This window comes from Moritella sp. PE36 (assembly GCF_000170855.1).
In the GTDB taxonomy this organism is placed as follows: domain Bacteria; phylum Pseudomonadota; class Gammaproteobacteria; order Enterobacterales; family Moritellaceae; genus Moritella.
The window spans coordinates 1-19164 of record NZ_ABCQ01000073.1; the positions used below are offsets into that span (position 1 = coordinate 1).

Annotated in this window: 17 protein-coding genes; 9 read left to right on the forward strand and 8 right to left on the reverse strand. The window is 41.2% G+C overall.

Annotation, left to right across the window (positions count from 1 at the left end; genetic code table 11):
• On the reverse strand, positions 1-733 hold a 733-nt coding region (locus PE36_RS21815), incomplete at its 3' end, for an aldehyde dehydrogenase family protein (RefSeq protein WP_006034283.1).
• Positions 734-851: 118 nt separating this feature from the next.
• Between PE36_RS21815 and PE36_RS21820 the strand changes: the two genes are divergently transcribed.
• Positions 852-1781: an AraC family transcriptional regulator gene (locus PE36_RS21820; RefSeq protein ID WP_006034284.1), complete on the forward strand. Its 930-nt coding sequence runs from the start codon at positions 852-854 to the stop codon at positions 1779-1781.
• A gap of 49 nt (positions 1782-1830) precedes the next feature.
• On the opposite strand, the gene PE36_RS21825 is transcribed toward PE36_RS21820, so the two are convergent.
• The 3 genes from PE36_RS21825 to PE36_RS21835 form a co-directional block, all read right to left on the reverse strand.
• A complete protein-coding gene (locus PE36_RS21825) occupies positions 1831-2271 on the reverse strand; it encodes a GNAT family N-acetyltransferase (RefSeq protein WP_043994967.1) in 441 nt (146 codons plus the stop codon).
• 17 nt (positions 2272-2288) lie between these two features.
• Positions 2289-2594 (reverse strand): NIPSNAP family protein, encoded by a 306-nt coding sequence (locus PE36_RS21830; protein WP_006034286.1) that lies wholly within the window; start codon positions 2592-2594, stop codon positions 2289-2291.
• 87 nt (positions 2595-2681) lie between these two features.
• Complete coding sequence (locus tag PE36_RS21835) at positions 2682-3116, reverse strand: rhodanese-like domain-containing protein (protein WP_006034287.1); 435 nt, start codon at positions 3114-3116, stop codon at positions 2682-2684.
• A gap of 224 nt (positions 3117-3340) precedes the next feature.
• On the opposite strand from PE36_RS21835, the gene PE36_RS21840 reads away from it, so the two are divergent.
• Entirely contained in the window at positions 3341-4210 is an 870-nt protein-coding gene (locus tag PE36_RS21840) for a LysR family transcriptional regulator (RefSeq protein WP_006034288.1), read from the forward strand.
• 168 nt (positions 4211-4378) lie between these two features.
• Here the strand turns inward: PE36_RS21840 and PE36_RS21845 are convergent, their stop codons facing one another.
• The 3 genes from PE36_RS21845 to norR form a co-directional block, all read right to left on the reverse strand.
• The gene (locus PE36_RS21845) at positions 4379-5809 is read right to left on the reverse strand and encodes a hybrid-cluster NAD(P)-dependent oxidoreductase (RefSeq protein WP_232286625.1); all 1431 of its coding nucleotides are present in this window, start codon (positions 5807-5809) and stop codon (positions 4379-4381) included.
• A gap of 113 nt (positions 5810-5922) precedes the next feature.
• Entirely contained in the window at positions 5923-7587 is a 1665-nt protein-coding gene (gene hcp / locus PE36_RS21850; protein ID WP_006034292.1) for a hydroxylamine reductase, read from the reverse strand.
• Positions 7588-7818: 231 nt separating this feature from the next.
• The gene (norR, locus tag PE36_RS21855) at positions 7819-9384 is read right to left on the reverse strand and encodes a nitric oxide reductase transcriptional regulator NorR (protein WP_006034293.1); all 1566 of its coding nucleotides are present in this window, start codon (positions 9382-9384) and stop codon (positions 7819-7821) included.
• Between the two features lie 176 nt (positions 9385-9560).
• Here norR and PE36_RS21860 point away from each other — a divergent pair, with 176 nt between their 5' ends.
• Positions 9561-10103 (forward strand): hypothetical protein, encoded by a 543-nt coding sequence (locus tag PE36_RS21860; protein ID WP_043994968.1) that lies wholly within the window; start codon positions 9561-9563, stop codon positions 10101-10103.
• A gap of 89 nt (positions 10104-10192) precedes the next feature.
• On the opposite strand, the gene PE36_RS21865 is transcribed toward PE36_RS21860, so the two are convergent.
• Entirely contained in the window at positions 10193-12190 is a 1998-nt protein-coding gene (locus PE36_RS21865; RefSeq protein ID WP_043994969.1) for a hypothetical protein, read from the reverse strand.
• 202 nt (positions 12191-12392) lie between these two features.
• Here PE36_RS21865 and PE36_RS21870 point away from each other — a divergent pair, with 202 nt between their 5' ends.
• The 6 genes from PE36_RS21870 to PE36_RS21895 form a co-directional block, all read left to right on the forward strand.
• Complete coding sequence (locus PE36_RS21870) at positions 12393-15557, forward strand: hypothetical protein (protein ID WP_043994970.1); 3165 nt, start codon at positions 12393-12395, stop codon at positions 15555-15557.
• 67 nt (positions 15558-15624) lie between these two features.
• Complete coding sequence (locus PE36_RS21875; RefSeq protein ID WP_006034296.1) at positions 15625-15804, forward strand: Flp family type IVb pilin; 180 nt, start codon at positions 15625-15627, stop codon at positions 15802-15804.
• A gap of 54 nt (positions 15805-15858) precedes the next feature.
• On the forward strand, positions 15859-16725 hold the full coding sequence (gene cpaB, locus PE36_RS21880) for a Flp pilus assembly protein CpaB (protein WP_006034297.1): 867 nt from the start codon (positions 15859-15861) through the stop codon (positions 16723-16725).
• Complete coding sequence (locus PE36_RS21885) at positions 16718-18124, forward strand: type II and III secretion system protein family protein (RefSeq protein WP_043994971.1); 1407 nt, start codon at positions 16718-16720, stop codon at positions 18122-18124. Before cpaB ends, PE36_RS21885 begins: the two co-directional genes overlap by 8 nt.
• A gap of 7 nt (positions 18125-18131) precedes the next feature.
• Positions 18132-18755, forward strand: coding sequence for a CpaD family pilus assembly lipoprotein (locus PE36_RS21890; RefSeq protein ID WP_232286626.1), 624 nt, complete (start codon positions 18132-18134; stop codon positions 18753-18755).
• Between the two features lie 2 nt (positions 18756-18757).
• Positions 18758-19164 (forward strand): hypothetical protein (locus tag PE36_RS21895; RefSeq protein ID WP_006034300.1); only part of this gene is annotated, 407 nt, incomplete at its 3' end.

A 19164-nucleotide genomic window follows, 5' to 3' on the forward strand; every position in this document is an offset into this window, starting at 1 on the left:
CTACGGGTGTAGAACCGGTAAAGGCAATCTTAGCGATACGCGTGCTGCTGGCAAGAGCTTGACCTGCTTCAGCGCCGTAACCATTGACGATATTCAGTACACCGGGTGGTAGCAAATCTTCTATCAATTCCATTAATACTAAAATAGAGGCAGGTGTTTGCTCTGCAGGCTTTAGGATCACACAGTTACCTGCGGCCAGTGCGGGTGCTAGTTTCCAGGCCGCCATAAGGATAGGGAAGTTCCAAGGAATAATCTGACCAACAACGCCTAATGGTTCATGGAAGTGATAAGACACTGTGTTTTCATCAATCTCACCAACACTACCTTCTTGGGCGCGCAAACAACCAGCGAAATAACGGAAGTGATCAACCGCTAAAGGAATGTCTGCTGCGAGGGTTTCACGTATCGCTTTGCCGTTATCCCAAGTTTCGGCAACGGCCAATAGAGTGAGGTTTTCTTCTAAACGGTCAGCGATTTTTAGCAGTATATTAGAACGGGCTGTAACAGATGTCGTTCCCCAAGCATCTTTGGCTTTGTGAGCGGCATCCAGTGCCAGTTCGATATCTAGGTAGTTTGAACGTGGAATTTCACAGATGACTTCGCCATTTATTGGGCTAATATTGTCAAAGTAGCAGCCGTTTTGAGGCTCTACCCATTGACCGCCAATGAAATTTTGGTAGCGCGGCTTAAAATTAATAAGTGCATCTTTGGTTCCAGGTGCTGCATAGATCATAACTCTTTCCTTTAGTTATTGTTTTTTTCGAGACAGTGACGTTATCATGACGATGTGTCATAAACTGCGCTGGGAGTTCGCAAAATTTGACTGTCAGTCCATAACAAGGAAGTGTGTGATGCAGATACGATCTAGTCGAGAAGCTAATCGAGAACCAGAATTTCAGCCACAAGTCATGGTGGAGAATAAAACCAGTTACGACGGCCCTGAATCTCAGCTAAGTATTTATGATACGTTTCAACAAGCTAAACGAGTGGAATTAAAGTCTGACCAGCCCTTGTTTTGCGCCATGCTCACGGGTAAAAAAGTGATGCATACTCAGGATTCAAGTTATGACAGTGACTTTGTACCGCATGAATCCTTTGTATTAGCGCCGAGCCAAAGTGTTGAAATCGATTTTCCGGTTGCCAGTTTAGCCGCGCCAACCCGTTGTTTGGCGATTGAAATTACAACTGAGCGTATCAATCAGATAGCTGATAACCTTAATGCACAGGTAGAAAAATACAGTGAATTTGGTCCTTGGCAATACCAACAACAGTTATTACATACCCACCATAATGCCCAGACTCAGGCATTGCTGCAGAGGATGACAGAGCTGTACATTGGTGATGATCCTGATCGTAGTTACATGATTAATTTAGCGGTATCGGAATTGACGGTGCGTTTGTTACGCCAGCAAAGTCGTGACTTCATGATGTCGTTTTGCCAACAGCAGCCAGACCACAGTGGTCTAACGATGGCGATTGACTATATTAATCAGCACTTGCATGAATGTATTGAAATAGAGCAGCTTTGCCGTATATCGTGCATGTGCCGGACTAAGTTTTTTAATCAATTCAAATTACAGTTCGGTTGTACGCCACTGGCATTTCAACAGCAGCAACGCTTGAAGAAAGCGACTGAGCTGATTAAAACCGGTATGCAGATAACCCTGGTGAGTTTTGAGTTAGGGTTTATTAGTAGCAGTCATTTTAGCCGTATTTTCAAACGCTTTTATGGTCTTAGTCCTAAGTCATATCAGCATCGCCATAAGACGATGTTGAATTAAGCGATGCCAACTGTCTTGCAAACACCTCCACTTGCCACAAAGCGGGTGACTAAACAGCCCAGAAGAATCGTTGTTTTTCTTTATTTACAGCATTGAGTTTTTGATAAAATTCTATTGCCGTAAAATTGTCCTTTGGTGTTTGCCACTGAATTGTATTTATCATGTTTTCTTTTGCAAAGTGTTTAAGCTTTTGCATTAATTTCAGGCCAATTCCCTGTCCTCTTGTTTCTTTGGTCAGGTACAAACAATCAAGATATAGATACCAGTCCATATCCCAGGTTGAAAACTGTTTTATCACTGACATATAACCAAGTAGTTTATTATTTGATTCCACAACAAAGATGGTTACGGGCAGCGTTTCTAATTTTTTTAATTGTTGATGTTTATTAGAAAACGCTAGTTCATGGCCTTCAAACAGAGCATGCTCTTTCATCAAGAATAATATGGATTCTTGATCCTTATCTGTTGCAACGCGAATACAATATTCCATCTTCATTCCTAATATACTTATTTAAACAGTGGGCGAAAAAAACTACGTGTGTAACTCTTTATGCATTGAGTTTGTGCGGCATAATCAAAAGCGGCAATACATTCTAAATCTTTAAGAGACTCCTTTCGGTATTGCTCATATTTAGCCAAGCTTGGAAAAGTAAATAAAGCCAATGCTACATTGCTAGCTCCCTCCGATGGTAAAAAGTATCCCTGATGTTGGCCGCCAAATTTTGTTACTAGCGGGATCCAGAGCTTGGCATAATGTTCAAACTCTTTGATTTTATTTACATCGACAATATATTCAACAAAACAAGTAACCATTTAAACTTCCAAAATATTCAGGTGAATAATAACAACCACGATCCCTTATTTATAATCGTCATCATGGTTGCCTTTAAGGGATGAGCGTTATTTTTGAACTTCGGTCACTCGACGATTAACGGGGTATCGCTCAAAATCTTCCCAGTAATGAATTCCACCAATCATTTCTTTTACCGCAAACCCTAAAGCTGATATTTTAAAGCCTGCTCTGGACGCACCATTACAGCCAGGACCCCAGCAATAGACAACAAACAAAGTGTCCTTATCGTATTTTGCGAATGACTCACTATTGATTTCACTGTGAGGCATGCTCACAGCGGTTATCGCATGGCTTTTATCAAAAGCTTCCGCAGAGCGTACATCTAATAATATGAAGTTTTTATTATTTTCTTTACTATTTTCTTTAATATCCGCATACACATCTGAGCAATCAGTTTCGCAAGCAAGTTTAGCCGCAAAAAAGTCGTTAGCTTGTTGAGCCGGTGCCGCTTGGTAAAAGAATGTGTTTGTATTGTTAGGCATAAATCTTCCTTGTGTTATTCATGACTGAATCAAATCGTTCGACTTCGATGGTGCTAATTTAGCGCGATTGAATTAAATGCAAAATTCGTGATTTCTGAAGTCCGTGTTCAGCATAAATGAAGGGTGAAATAATGACTTGAATCGAGCAGCTGGTATTATATTTGCCTTATACTGACTAAAAATGCTGCTCAGAATTCAATTGGACTGATTTAAGGGGATTTACATTGGAATTTTATCACTTACGTTCTTTCGTCGCGGTTGCTCAAACAGGTAATTTAACGCAAGCAGCAAAACGTTTATATACAACACCTCCAGCGATAAGTGCTCACATTAAAACACTTGAAGAAGAACTCTCCACGCCTTTATTCATTCGTTCCAGTAAAGGTATGTCGTTAACCGATAAAGGCCAGTTACTGTTAAAAAAAGCACAAGCCACGCTAGACAGTGCTTTGGATTTAGTGAATTTGGCTGCGAATAACCAACATGAAATAATAGGGACATTTCACTTAGGTATTAACTTAACCGCCAAGCAAATTAAATTACCTGAATTAGTCGAAAATTTACAAGAAAACTGTCCCGGTATCAGCTTGGATATTCACCAACAATCAACGGGGAAAACCATCAATGAGATTAGAGAACATCAATTAGATGGTGGTTATATTTTTGGTGATATTCCCGATGACTTTATCGGTGTCGCGGTTATGGAACAACAGATAACGACAGTGGCGCCAATGACATTTGATTGTAGTAAAATAGTGACTCAAGCAGACCTTAACATTCACCAGTGGATAATGATGGGCGACTATTGTCCTTTTGATGATTTCTTAAAAGGGATACTTGGAAATGACATCCCTTCGGTATTAAAAACCAGTGATGACGGTACTCGACTAGAGCTAGTGAAAAGTGGTCTAGGGCTAAGTTTGCTAGAAATTGAAGAAGCTCTTTTGGCTGAAAGAGACAACAAAGTTCAAATAATCTCTGTTCTCGACTTTCCAGCTACACTACATTTTGTGATTGCTAAAAATAGATCTCACGAACCAGTAATAAGTACATTAATGCAAGAAATTAGAATTTTGTGGCGTTTGAAATTGTAGAGTATTAATAATACTCGGCTGGAATTTAAAGATTGAGGGATTGAGGGATTGAGGGATTGAGGAATTAAGGAATAGCTCGACACATAAAATCGAGATACCGATAAAGCCTGCCACTTCATGATACCTCGATATTTATTCTGTATTATTTTATCTCACTCATTTGCTTTACTAACTGAGTGCTACAGTGAGATCTCCGTCAACTGTACTTGAACAGGCTAATACAAACCCTTGTTCAATTTCTGCTGCGGTCAGTGTTTCACTGCTCGTTGATTTCACTTCACCTTTGGTGATTTTACACTTACACGAGCCGCAAACACCCGCGCGACAAGCGCCGATAATAGGCACTCCGTTATTTTCTAATAGCTCTAACAGTGATGAACCTTGTACAACCTTTTTCTCTACCGAAAAGTCTGGAACGTACAACATAACAGTGGCTACGTCTGATACTCCCGATACCTTTAATGAGAGCTGATCTTGTTGTTTGTTATCCGCCGCAGGGGTAAAGCTTTCTTGGAAGAAGTTAGCCATATCAAAGTCACTTTCTTGGGCTATATTTTCTACCGCTTTCATGAAACCGACAGGACCGCACAGGAAGATAGTGCGTTGTTTTAGATCTGGGTATAACTGTTGAATAACCTCACTACTTACCATGCCTGTTTGATGTGATAACGAAGGGTTATCAGTATTGGCACTGAAACTTGCAAAACCGTCGCTGTTTTCTAACAGTAATTGCACGTTAAAGTTTTTATGCTGAGCAAGCAAGGTCTGCATTTCATCATGGAAGATAACGTTGTCTTTATCTCGGGCACAATGTAAGAATTCAATGTCAGCATCGCTATTATGTGCTAATAATGTCTTTGCTATCGACATGACTGGAGTGATACCACAACCTGCGCTGATGAGCAGCAGTTTAGGTTTGTGTTTACAATCACTGCTATTGAATTGACCCGCAATGTTTAATGCTGACAAGCTATCGCCGATAGTTAAGTTATCTGCCAGCCAGTTAGAGACTAAACCATCGGGTACGCGTTTAATGGTTAAACGTAACTGTTTCTGTTGTGGTACTGAGCTAATAGAATAGGCGCGATAATGGGTTTTGCCATCAATGTTAACGGCTAAAGTCACGAATTGACCGGGCTTAAAATCAAACTGTGCTTGGTCTGCTGCTGCAAAGGTAAAGCTCATCGAGTCATGGGTTTCTAATTCACGCTTAACTAACACTAATGGCGTTGTTGAAGGCGACCATGCTGCAGGTGCTATGGTAACTTTAGGCGTTGACTTACCAAGTGAAAAACTAAGCTTTGGCGCTGAAAGCTTTGATGATGGTTTTTCTGATTTCGTTGAACTACTGCCACCGAGAGCAAAGTTAAGCTTAGGTGGAGATAGTTTAGAAGTCGACAGCTTTGGTGATGAAAGTTTAGGTGTAGATAGTTTTAATGTGGATAGCGTTGGTGCTTGTAATTTACTGCTTACAGGCGCAGGTTTTTCTTTGCTCGTCGTTGATTGACCTAAACCAGTGCTGTTTAGTTTTAGGGGCTTAAGTACTGGTGAAGAAAGTGCTGGTGGAGAAAGCGTTGAAGACGGCGTATTTGAAGACATTATTGCACCTATCGCAGTGATAATTGAAGGTTTGAATGGTTTATGGCGTGTCGAACGTACTTGAACCAATGCGATATATGATCGCATTGGTTAGTACAATTTATCAGTGAGAGCTATTTACCAGCTAGCATAGTCGCTAAGTCAGTGTCTACATCTCCAATACTGCGCATATCAAAGTTATCTTGTAATGCTTTGATTAAGTTGTCAGTTAAGAATGCTGGCGCTGTAGGACCGGTATAAATACCTTTGATACCTAACGCAAATAACGTCAGTAGCACCACAATGGCTTTCTGTTCAAACCAAGACAATACAATCGTTAACGGTAATTCATTTATGCCACAATCAAACTCTTCTGCTAATGCTAATACCAGTTGGATAGCGGAGTAAGTATCGTTACATTGGCCTACATCTAATAGACGTGGGATGCCATTAATATCGCCAAATTCTTTCTTGTTGAAACGGTATTTACCACAAGCCAAGGTTAATACAATTGAATCTTTCGGGGTGTTCACGGCTAAATCAGTGAAGTAACTGCGTTCTGATTTATCACCGTCACAACCACCGATTAAGAAGAAGTGTTTGATGTTACCCGCTTTCACTTCATTGATAACCGCAGGTGCCGCTTCCATTAATGCATTACGACCAAAACCGACGGTGATCTTATGTTCAATTTCAGTGTGGGCAATACCGGATTGCGCTAAAGCACATTCGATCACTTGTGAGAAATCATCACCTTCGATATGGACAACGCCAGGCCAGCCAACAATACTACGCGTGAATAGACGATCTGCGTATTGACCCACATTAGGATTGATTAGACAGTTAGATGTCATCACGATCGCACCTGGGAAGTTAGCAAATTCTTTTTGCTGATTTTGCCAAGCGCTACCGAAGTTACCAACTAAGTGCGGGTATTTATTCAGTTCTGGATAACCGTGCGCAGGTAACATTTCACCATTGGTATAAACATTAATGCCTTTGCCTTCGGTTTGTTGCAGGATCTTTTCTAAATCATGTAAATCATGGCCAGAAACCAGGATACATTTACCGGCAATCGGTTTTACGTTTACTTGGGTTGGTTGTGGGTGACCAAAGGTATCAGTTTCACCTTTGTCTAGCATTTCCATAATGCGGTAATTGAGTAAACCAATTTGCATCGATGTTTCTAATAACGTATTCGCATCTGTCGGTTCAGTGCCTAAGAATGCCATGATTTGATGATATTCACCGTTTACTGCGTCGTCACTTTGACCAAGTACATTGGCGTGTTCCATGTATGCTGCAGCACCTTTAAGGCCGTATAAGCATAATAAACGCAGACCAATGATGTCTTCGTGTAATTCGTCATGACCACGGTTAACCGCTGCTTCTGGTGCGAAATTCATGACTTCTTCAGCGGTTGCTGGTAATACAAATTGCGCTGCTGGAGATAATTCAGGTAACGCCTCGCCTGCAGCCGCTGCAGCCGCCGTTACTTGTGTGCGTAGTTGGATCTTGTAACGCTCTGCAATTTCAGTGTATTCAGTAATACGTTCTGGCACAAAGTTAACGTTGGTTAACGTAGAGAAGAATGCACGTGGTGCCCAAGCATCGATTTCAGCATCAATGATGTTGTATTTACGGGCTAATTCGGCCCAGAAAGACACGCCTTGTAAATTAAATACTAAAACGTCTTGTAGGTCTGAAACGTCAGCCGTTTTACCACACATACCTTGAGTATAAGAACAGCCTTTAGACACAGGCGTTTGAACAGTTTGCTCACATTGAATACAGAACATTTAAGACTCCATTATAATTATAATTATTGATATCGATTTAACGATGATCTCGGAATCTATATTGCACTGAACGTGCCAACTTTTATCTTGTTGATATTTATGGTTTTTGTGTTTTTTCGCTTGTCCTAATGATGTACTAACCACATCAAATACGATGTGATTAGTACATCATCAATACCCAAGTTACTGCAATATATGTTTAAGAAGTCGCTAAATACGGCGCAACTTTAATTAAAGTACTGCTGCGCGTAATTCTTTGGGTTTAATACCTAATTTTTTACCCATTTTATACAGATTACCGCGATCCATTTGTAAAAACTCTGCGGCTTGTGCCCAAACAAAGTTTGATTGCTGCAGGGCATGGGAGATTAATTTGGTTTGATATACTTCGACTGCGCCGCGTAGTTCAAATGATGTCGTCGGTAAGTCATCCGTTTCTGTTTCTGTGGTGTATGAATAAGTATGGCTAACTTCATCTGATAAGTGCTGTTGTAGGATCAGGCTTTGCTGTGCTTGAATGGCCCTTAATCCTGCCCGCATTAAGGTATGTTCTAATTCTCGCACGTTCCCCGGCCAGCTATAATTATTCAGTGCTGTTAATGCCTGCGGATGCAGTTGTAATTTAGCGACATTAAATTGCGAACGAACGCGATCAAGAATATGCCCAGATAATACTGCGACATCACCTTGGCGATCACGCAGTGGGGGGACGTTAATTGGGAACACATTTAAACGATGATACAGATCACTACGAAATTGACCGGCGGCGATTTCTTCGGTTAAATTACGGTTAGTTGCGGCGATAATGCGAACATTGACCATTAAGTTCTTATCTGCACCGACCCGCTGCACTTCGCCTTGCTGGATAACCCGCAGTAATTTAGCTTGCATTAATAAGGGTAATTCACCGATTTCATCTAAGAATATGGTTCCGCCATCGGCCAGTTCAAATTTACCTGCGCGGTTGCTGTGCGCACCGGTAAATGCGCCTTTAACATGTCCAAATAGCTCACTTTCCGCCAGGCTTTCGGGTAATGCCGCGCAGTTAACGTAAATCATCGGTTGTGTCGCACGTGAGGAATTGGAGTGGACTGCATGTGCTACCAGCTCTTTACCTGTCCCTGTCTCACCGCTGATTAATACTGCATAATCGGAATAGGCAACCATGCTGATATTATCGCGTAGGGTTTGTATTTCAGAGCTTATACCGACCAATTCACCGCCTTTATTTCGGGCTTCTTGAATAAGCACTTGATTCATATTTTGCTGTTGCTGGTGGCTTTTACGCAGTGCTTCAACTTGATTTACATTACGGATTGTTGCAGCGGCTAATGCGGCAAAGGTGGCGACGGTAATATCATCGATACGTTTGAAAGCGCCGACTTGCATAGCATCCAGAGTAATGAGTCCAACCAATTGATCTTCAACATATAAACTACAGCCCATGCAGTCATGTACATCAATAGTTCGGTTCGGATCGCTTTTCAACAAGCCATCAAAGGGATCGGGTAAGGTTGAGGTTGCAGGAAAACGTACGGGTTCATGACTGGCTAAAATAGCTTGCAGGCGAGGGTGCTGCTGTGGGTCGAATCGTTGACCCAAGACCTCATCTGATAAGCCATTGACGGCAGCTGCTGACAATAACCCTTCATCGTCAAGAATGAACAAAGCACTGGCATCACAAGGCAGAACCGACTGTAACGATTGCATTAAACGTTGGTAATGGTGGCCTGACGGTAGGTTTAAATTGAGATCGAGGGCAATTCGTAACATCGCTTGGTCGAGAGAAGTCTGCATACATGGGCCTTAACATTGAACGTGATGTGATTTTTACATCGCGGTGTGATGGCTGTAAATGGTTAGATGTGGAAACGGATGGATAACAAAGGGTTTATTGATCTGGGTTAATTTTGCAGGCAATATCCTTTATAATGCAACTTGGCTTAATCATCGAAATAAAGGCATCACACATAATGACAAATAGAGGTCTTGGCTGTTCTAAATTTACCTTTGCTGTATATCTGGCAAATACGCCAAACATGTTGGAGTACCAAGACATAACGGGTGTTAACTCGTTAGTCAGTGGTGAAGTTAATGCCATCGGTCAAGCGTGTGGCAATGGCTGGCGTAAAGTTTTTAATGTGTATGCCAAGTTGTTGTACGCATTAAACCCAGCTGATTTTGACTTTGCGCAGCGCGCACCGACTTGGCAGAAGTATCGAGATGGTTATTTGTTACAAGCGGGGAGTGCAACGGCACTGTTATTCAGCCCGCCAGAACTGGATGTAAATACGCAGACTATTCATATTATATGTGGACGTACTTATGCCAAGCAACTATTAGCATCCGGTGAATTGCAGGTTAATTTAATTTGGTTAGATGACGAATTTGCCATTGATAAAACAAACCGTTTAATCGTTTGCCCTTATTTTGATTACAGACAGTTATCCAATATCAAAATTGAACGCCTGTCTGTGATGTTAAGTCAGTTGGTTAATACCATTAAAGCACTATAACCAATGCTGAATAAACCTATCAAGGTGCAAGATTACTAGGTAGGTCTATTCATTGCACTTGTTGATAAAACCTAGATTGCTTACAAATTTTATATCGTTTTAGATAAACTGATACGTTGATCGCGATAATTACCGGTAATAATCACTTCTTTTACATCTGCAACTGTGGTGGCACTGCTTGGTCGCCATTGCAGGTCAATATCACTAAACTGCTGACTTATATCATCCCCTTCACCAATATCTCGTAATAATTCTGCCAGTGTCATACCTACTAATGAACGACCTGAAGCCGTTGACCAGCGTGTTAATAAATCTTTTGATAACATTTTCTGTGCCATTTTAATCGGTGAACCAGTCAAATTATCAAACTGAATATAATCAATAGCCCTTGAGCGACTAATAATAATACGGTTAGTTAACATGCTCATACCGTTGATATTACGCTGTGTGTAAGCTTGCGAGTAGATAATGGATTTTAGTTCGTTATCAATCAAGTATATGTTTTTATCGGTCAGTGCCGCACTGAATTTACCCGTTGGGTCTGAGGCTAATTTAGTTACGGTTTCAGGCAATGCTAAGAGGGCAACTGGTGAGGTCGGTTGGTTAATATTAAACCAGTTTAAGGTATTGGTTTTATCACTCACAATTAACTGCTTATCATTATTAACGAAAGCAGCATGGTCGATATCATTTTTCATTATCTGGCTACGTGCATCTAAGCTCTCAGTATCGACAATGACTGCTTTTGTTCCCGATGTCTGTAATACCAATAATAATTTTTGTGTCTTGCTTAATATGAGCTTAGGCTGGGTTGAAGACAGGGCATAACTTTTACCTGTTGGCTTTAACGTTGAGCTTGATAATTGTTGTAATGCCACATTTTGTCCTGCAAATACGGCTATCACCCAGTTTTTGTTGTGTGCGATAATTAAATTGTTGATATGGTTATTTTTACAATCGGCTGATGAATCCGGTAATGTTGGTTCTACAGGCGTAGTGGTTCCTCCCGATGCACTACTGAATGTATCAATTCTAGGTGCTGATGATATAGGTGATGCTTGGCTATTCTTACCTAGCTCCGTGAGATATATGCCATTAGTACCTGTGCTATTACAAGTATCACTAGCGTTATGGTCACCAAAAATCGTGGGTTGATAAATTAAATAAGCATTCTTATTGTGCTTGCCTTGTGCAGCCAATGTCAATGTGGCGGTGGGTTGAGGGGTTCCACCTCCATGATGATCATCATCATCATCGTCGTCGTCATCGTCATCGTCATCGTCATCATCGTCGTATGTTGACATAACAGGCAATGATGCTGTGCTACTTGTTGGCGTAAATATCTGACTTGACCCCGTTGTTGTGTCTACTTGTAATAACTTATCACCGTAGGTGAGCGCAAGTAACATGCCTGTATTTTCATTCATTGTAATGTGGTCAGATGAGAATAACGCATTCATAGGGTAGGTGCCGGGGATTAGATAGCGCTTGCTTAAGTTAACATAACTATTATCTAAATCTGCTTGAAACAGGGTTTTGGTAATATCAAAATTGCCAGTACGCACCATTTTATCTACAGCGGCTGAAATTTTTAATGCCTTTGAGTCACCTTGTAGAGAAAGGGCGTGCTTGAAAGAAGCAAGTAATAAATTTGTCGCTTCTTTTGGGCCGTGTTCATAATTTAACTTATTAAAATCAATACTATACTGAATACCAAATAGCTGCTGTAAGTAGGCTTGTGCCTGGAGTTCGCTACCCGATACCTGTGGGTTAAACAGTATTTCATTTTGAATTAATGTCGTAAACGGACTCACCACATTTGCACTTGCAGGTGCGGTAAGCAAACGTCCCGCATCATCGATGACGAAGGGGGCTGTGTTATCGGTCGCCACACTCCATAAGCTAGATACTTTTTGTTCTTGTGGTCCACAAGCATTATTACGATCAGTATCCACACAAATGGATAATTTACTGTAGTTGTAGATATCAGATGTTGTCGTACTGGTTTGCTCACCGCCGCAGTTAATCACTAGGCTACAGCCTGCCAAGATTGTCGCAATTCTAGACAGCTTATACTTTCCATTCATATAAATAACACTTTGTTGGTTGAAGTTTTATACCGGATTTTTACTAATATCCAGTCATTTTTATGTCACTAAGGATGATTATTAAAATATATGATCAAATGCAATTGATAATCGATCTCATTATCGTTAGTATATGCGAAAATTTATGTTTGACTATAGTTTTCATAAAGTTATTTATATTTACATAGAAGGAATAGGTAAAATGTTGTTAGGGGCAAACAAATCACTGCTCGCGTTGACAGTGGTTGCAGGTACATTATTGACGGGTTGTAACGAAACCAGTCCGGATCCAAAGTCTACAAATCCAACTCAATCGGTCGTCAAGCCTAATGCTCCAACAGGACCTATCGTTAATGACGATCTCGATCAGTTTCGCTGGACTTGGAGCCAAAACTTCACTGGTAAGCAATTTTATGAAATTAAGGTGCAAGGCCAACCATGGGTGACGGTTAATGGAAATCCTCATCAGTTAGTGATCGATGGTGTTTATGCTGCGGGTGATATTCAGGTTCGTGTAAAAGCGGACTCAACACAAAATAGAACCGTGAGTGAAATACTTACTAGTACGTCTGCTTATACAGCGAGTTCGGCTGTTGCTCGACCAAAATCCCCAACGAATCCCGTCCAAAATGATAATTTAAATACCTTTGATTGGGACCTTGTTACTGATTTTAACGATGTTAGCGATTATGAATACTCACTGACTGGCGGTGTTGATTGGACAGCGGTTGCTAGCAAACCTTTAGAAGTAGGCGATGTTGATATTGATGCTGGGCATGTGCAAGTGCGTGTTAAAGCAAATCCCGCAGCGGATACATTAGCGGGTTCGATCTTAATTAGCTCACAAGCATTTAGATCAGGTGTACCAGTTGTAATCGCGGCGCCAACATTACCTGATATTGTCAACAAAAACATCGGTAATACAGGTTATCCAAATGAAGTTAAAACCAATGGTTTTAGTTGGGATTGGGTAACAAATTCGAATACTAAGGTTACTTACGATCAACCTGAACATTATGAATTTACCAATGATGGCGGCACAACTTGGCAGGCAGTGACGTATAAGCCACAACATGTTGGTCCTAAAGCTTACGATAAAACCAAAGTTGGTGTGCGTGTTAAGAAAAACGCAATCGCGAATAAGGTGAACCCTGTCGGCGAAACTTTGTTTGCAACGGCAGCGAGTACTGAATTTTATGTAACACGTGTTGTATCAATGAAGTCGTGGAATCAACCAAAAGATCTAACATCCTATGGTACCTGGTCTAAGGCGGAAGCAAGCGGCTGTTATATTGAATACGATGCTAAGGGTGAAAACCCACAGTTTTGGGCTTATGCAGGTGATGCTTCTAGCGCAGATAAAGTGCCTGCATTATTAAATAAAGAATTCTGTGATATGCCAAACTGGACGTTATTAGGTTCGACAGAAATGAAAGCTAAAACCTTAGTTGATTCGAGTTATATCTCAAGCACGTTTAGTAGCTCTTTAATCAATGATTCATCTAGACATTGGTCTTCAGAAGTAGCGAATGATATCGAAACGTTGAAAGTTATCAAGTCTGGTCAGGAAGTTACCGCATCATTTGGCACTAAAGTTATCGTAAACTGGGCATTACCAGATACAGCAAAAATAGTAACAGAAAGTGCATCAACGGACGCTGATATCAAGGCATTAGTGTCATTACAAAATAGCAATTGGCAAACGACCTCGGCTGATTTAATTGCTGTCATTAATAAAATTGAAACGTTAGTGGATCAACCTTTGACACCACTATTATCTGATGTAACGACTGCGGATACAGAAGCGAAAGCGGTGTTTGATGTATTGACGTCAGCGTTAGTTGAATACCAAGAAAGAATAGATTTATTAACGCTTTACTCAACTATGCTTGAGAGCGATAGCAGTATTGATAATGCGCTTAAAACAACGATTAATACTAATGTTGCATCAACTAAAACAGCATTTATTAATTTAACGGCGTTACACACTTCATTCAAATCTGCACTAAAAGTGACTCCCGCGTTAACCGCGTTGATTAAGTTAACGGATCAAAATACGACAGCAGATACGGCTAAAGAGACATTATTAGCGGCAATGGATGGCGCAGATATTCACGCGAAGAGTTTGGACCTATTCGCTGCGGCAGCTGCTATTAAGGATTTTATCAAGGCCAATATTAGTCTTGTTTCAGACCTGAATTCGGCAACACATGACTTACCGAAAGTGAGCAATGCAGCATTAATCTCGGCTTTGGATAAATTATTGGTCATATTTAATAACTTACCAACATCAACAGAGGTTGACGCACTTAATGCACATGCAGTTACTGGTTTAAAGCGTGCATCAACAGCAGGTTATAGCGTTACGGCTGGCGATGCAGTGATAGGCACTCACTTTGCTAAGTTAGATATTAACGGTGGCTATTTACTAAGTGCGACAACGTATGCACAAGGCTGGCGTTGTGTGATAGATAACCGCGATCTTGTACGTCAACGGATTTGGACATTGCTTAAAGACGGACTACCAAATGGCGCTGATGATTTAGCGTTTGATGCTTCAGGTGCTGGTATTGCAAGTGTAATGGGCGCTGGTGGTTTAGTTGAATCGACGAATACTACGCAGTTATGTGGACGTAGTGATTGGGCGTTACCAAGCAAGGGGCAGTTGACGTCACTTGAAACTGGGACTGTTAATGGCGGCGACACCATTGATGTCAATGTGTTTCCGCATCACCTAGCGCTTAATCCAAAATATGACACCAATAGATGGCTTTCTGGTTCATTACCTGAAACAAAATTTTGGTATTGGGCTGCTGAAGAGCGTAGCAGTGATGAACAGAAAACTTATCATTATCGGACCGTTAATAACAATTCATCAAGCGGCTCTGAATTAAAACAAGGCGATGAAGATGAAGTCGTACTTGGGCGTTTAGTCAGTGAAATTAAGTTGTCATATCAATTGCTTGATAGCGTCGGTGACGCCACTACGAATAGCGATACTGCAGTTTGTGCATATCAACCTGATACTAAATTAACTTGGCAGTTATTCAACACCGATGACTTAGGCGTAAGACAAAAGAAATACGCCGATGTGCTATTAGAAGTTTCACAACTTAATAGTAATTCTCTCTGTGGTAAAGATAATTGGCGAGTGCCTGAAAGCACGGAACTTGTAGGGCTGTTACCCCTTGATCGTTCCGTATTTCGTTTTAATGATACAGCTGCTTATAGTTCGTATCGCTGTTATGTAGCGAATGAAGAGAATCGCTGGGGTCGTCAACTTTGTTTTGACATGACTACGGAAACAATGGGTGAGGCAAGTGGTACTTCAGCATATCAATATCGCTTAACGTCATCGGATAAATAATTCTTAGTTTGACAGTTTGCGATTGCGCAGGCTGTCAAACTATTCCATAAAAATAATAGAGATAAAAATGAAAAACAACAAACAAAAACAGCGCGGCGCGGCGGCAATTGAATATGCAATTTTAGCAGCTGCGATGTCACTTATTATGCTGCAGTTTTTAGGCAGTAATGGTGATTTGACTCAAGCAATTAATGGTACTTATGAATCAGTAATTCAGAAGCTTGAAACGATTCAAGACGGTAAGTAAAACTCTTTAATTTAAGTGATTACGGTTTAAATCGTATTAATAGAAGCAAAAATTATGAATGCAAAACGTTTAGTTTACCTGTCTGTTTGTATGTCGTTATTGGGGTTGATTTGGCTGTTCTTCAGTTTGTCAGCACCCGTAAATAGTACCCCTAAACAAGACACGGTAAAAACATATGAAGTCCTAGTGTCGACACAAGATGTCGTTATTGGTCGTCCTTATAGTGCGTCGTTATTTGCTTGGAAAACAGTAGATGAAAGCAGTGTTCGCGATCGCATCGATTTTATTGATAAAGCCAATTTTTCTATACAGGCGTTAAAAAATACAGTTGCGGCGGCGGACTTTGTCACAGGTCAAATACTTAGCCCATCGGATTTCTTAAAACCGGAACAAGGTGGATTTTTATCCGTGATGTTACGTCCAAATTATCGAGCGGTATCAATACCTGTTGATGAAGTCACTGCAAACTCGGGATTAATTGGTCCGGGTGATCATGTCGATGTGTTACTGCTGGCGTCAAAATCCCAAGAATTGCGCTCACGCGGCAATGAAACTCAGAGTTTATATGTGAAAACCATTGCGCAGAACGTCCGTGTATTGGCCTTTAATGATGCCTTACAGCTTGCGCGTTATATGGAAAAACAAAAGCATAATAAAGGCGTGATCCCAGACAACAGTACGGTGACATTAGAAGTGTCACCACTACAAGCAAACCAAATTACCTTGGCAAATCAATTGGGTACTTTGTCTATGGTCTTACGCAGTAAAAACAGTCAGGAAACGGACAGTGCTGTAATCCCTGCTGTTAACGTGGATGACATTTTGCCAGCGATTAAACAAGTTCAACCGGACATTGGCTTAGTCGAATTTCGAGCTAAGAATAAACGAGTGATGAATAATGCAGGAAGCGAAAATGATTAAACAATTAGTGAGTGCATTGTCGTTTTTACTGTTTAGCACCATGTTGCAAGCACAAACGTTAGACGTGGTATTAAATAAAGCCCGCTTGATTGAATTACCAAAAACAGCGAAATCAATCTTTATTGCCAGTAGCAGTATTGCGGATTACCAGACCTTAACAAATACCAAAATCATGGTGTTTGGTAAGAAAACGGGCAGTACATCCTTGTATGTGCTTGATGCGAAGGAAAACGTTATTTATTCTGCAACCGTTAAGGTGAGTCATAATGTGACAGAACTTAATGAGCTGATTCATAAAGAGTTTCCAGATGCGATATTTAACGCAGAATCGACTGCGGGTAAGTTGTTCTTAAAAGGGCAAGTGCCGACACCGAGCATGGCGGAAAAGATAGTTCGTTTATCTGAAGGTTACGTATCAACGTTAGCGAGTACTGAGTCGAGTGATAGCCAGCAAAGTGGTAATGCACAAAGTTCGACACAACCAACACAACCAGCAGCGAGTAATGTTGATAACGATGAACTAATTAACCAACTACAGGTAACTATGCCTAATCAAGTTAATTTACGTATTCGTATTGCCGAAGTATCGCGTAAAGTTTCTAACAAGTTAGGTATTAAGTGGGGCTCGCAAGGTTTTGGTACTGGTACATTTGCCTTTTTAGACAATTATGGCGGTAAGCTCGGAGGCGTTAATCCGGCCAGTTGGGCTGATCTTTCGGTGATTGTCGATGCATTGGCAACCAACGGTATGATGTCAGTATTAGCTGAACCCAATTTAACCGCAATGAGTGGTGAAGAAGCGTCGTTTTTAGTGGGCGGTGAGATCCCAATCCCTTTGGTTTACAGCGATACGGCGACGGTTGAATATAAGACATTTGGTGTGCGATTAGATTTTAAACCCACGGTATTAAGTGCCAATCGAATTAGTCTGAAAGTGGCCACAGAGGTGAGTACAGTTTCTTCAGAAACGAATGTTCAAATCGGTGGCACGCAAGGTAGCTCTTCGTTCCCGACCTTTGTGACGCGTCGTGCTTCAACGACTATTGAACTAGCCAGCGGCCAAAGCTTTGCCTTGGGTGGATTATTGCAATCAAAAGACATTGAACAACTACAAAAGATGCCATTACTGGGTGATATTCCGGTACTCGGAGCATTGTTCCGCTCCAATGAATTCCAGCGCGAAGAAACCGAACTCATTATTATTGCAACGGCGTATCTGGTACAACCAACCAGAGCTGACATATTACCCTTACCTACAGATGGGCTGATCCCGATGAGTGATGTTGAACGTCTATTAGCGTGGCCAGTTTCAAAGCAAGCTACAAATGCAACTGACAATGAAAGTCGTACAGACAATCGCCAACCGCGACTGCTTGGCGATAATGGATTTTATTACTGAGGTAGTTATGCGGATATTTTCGATATTAATAATGTGTGGTTTGTTAAGTGCCTGTGCGATCGATTCGGTACAGCGACAACCACAAGTCAAAGTTGAAGCTGTGACGCATAAAATTGCGTTACAGCTGGATACTGAAGCACTGACAAAAAGCGATAAAACAGCACTGAATGAGTTTATTTTTCAACGTGGGGAGTTATCGGCGTTACGGATCCGCATTGATAGTTATAGCGATAAAGGAACTAATGCAGTGCCTGCATTAATTGCATTGTTGAAAAATGCGGGGGTGTATCCAAGTCAGGTAACAAGCCAACTTAGTGAGTCGTCATCAACGGCTGATATTGCACTGATCGTGGAGTCATATCGCAGTATCGTACCAAATTGCCACGCTGGTAAAGAGAGCCACACAGTCTTGAATGAATTTAACTCTAGTCCTAATTTTGGTTGTGCAAATGCCAGCGCTTTAGCGCAAATGGTAGCAACACCAAGAGATTTAATTGTGGGGCGTACACTTGATGCGACTGACGGGCGTAAAGCGGTGGCAACTGTTGAAGCTTACTATCAGCCTGCTGCGAGTAATAACCAACAAGAAGATAAAAATAAGAGCATCGCTGCTACTTTGGGAGGTCAATAATCATGAACACGTCTAATCAAATGGCAGATGAGCATATCGAGAATAGTAACCTTCGTGGCCGTAAAATCACGGTCGTTAGTGCTAAAGGAGGTGCAGGCACAACCTCGTTATTAGCTAATATTGCTTGGGGTTTATCACAGCTGCAGGGGACGCAGGTTGCCTGCGCTGATCTTGATTTTATGACTGGCGATCTTGATTTACAATTTAGTGTGAACACGAACAATGCATTATTAGAAATGTTGCAGTTTCCTGATCGTTTAGAGCCTGTGGTTTATCAGCGTAGCGGCATTAAAGTTAACGATGATTTATATGTATTCACAGCCTATGCAGCTGGCTTTGAACAGAATTTCTGGCCTGATGTTGCTAGTATGCAAAAAGTGTCTCGCTTCTGCCTGCAGCAAGCGACATA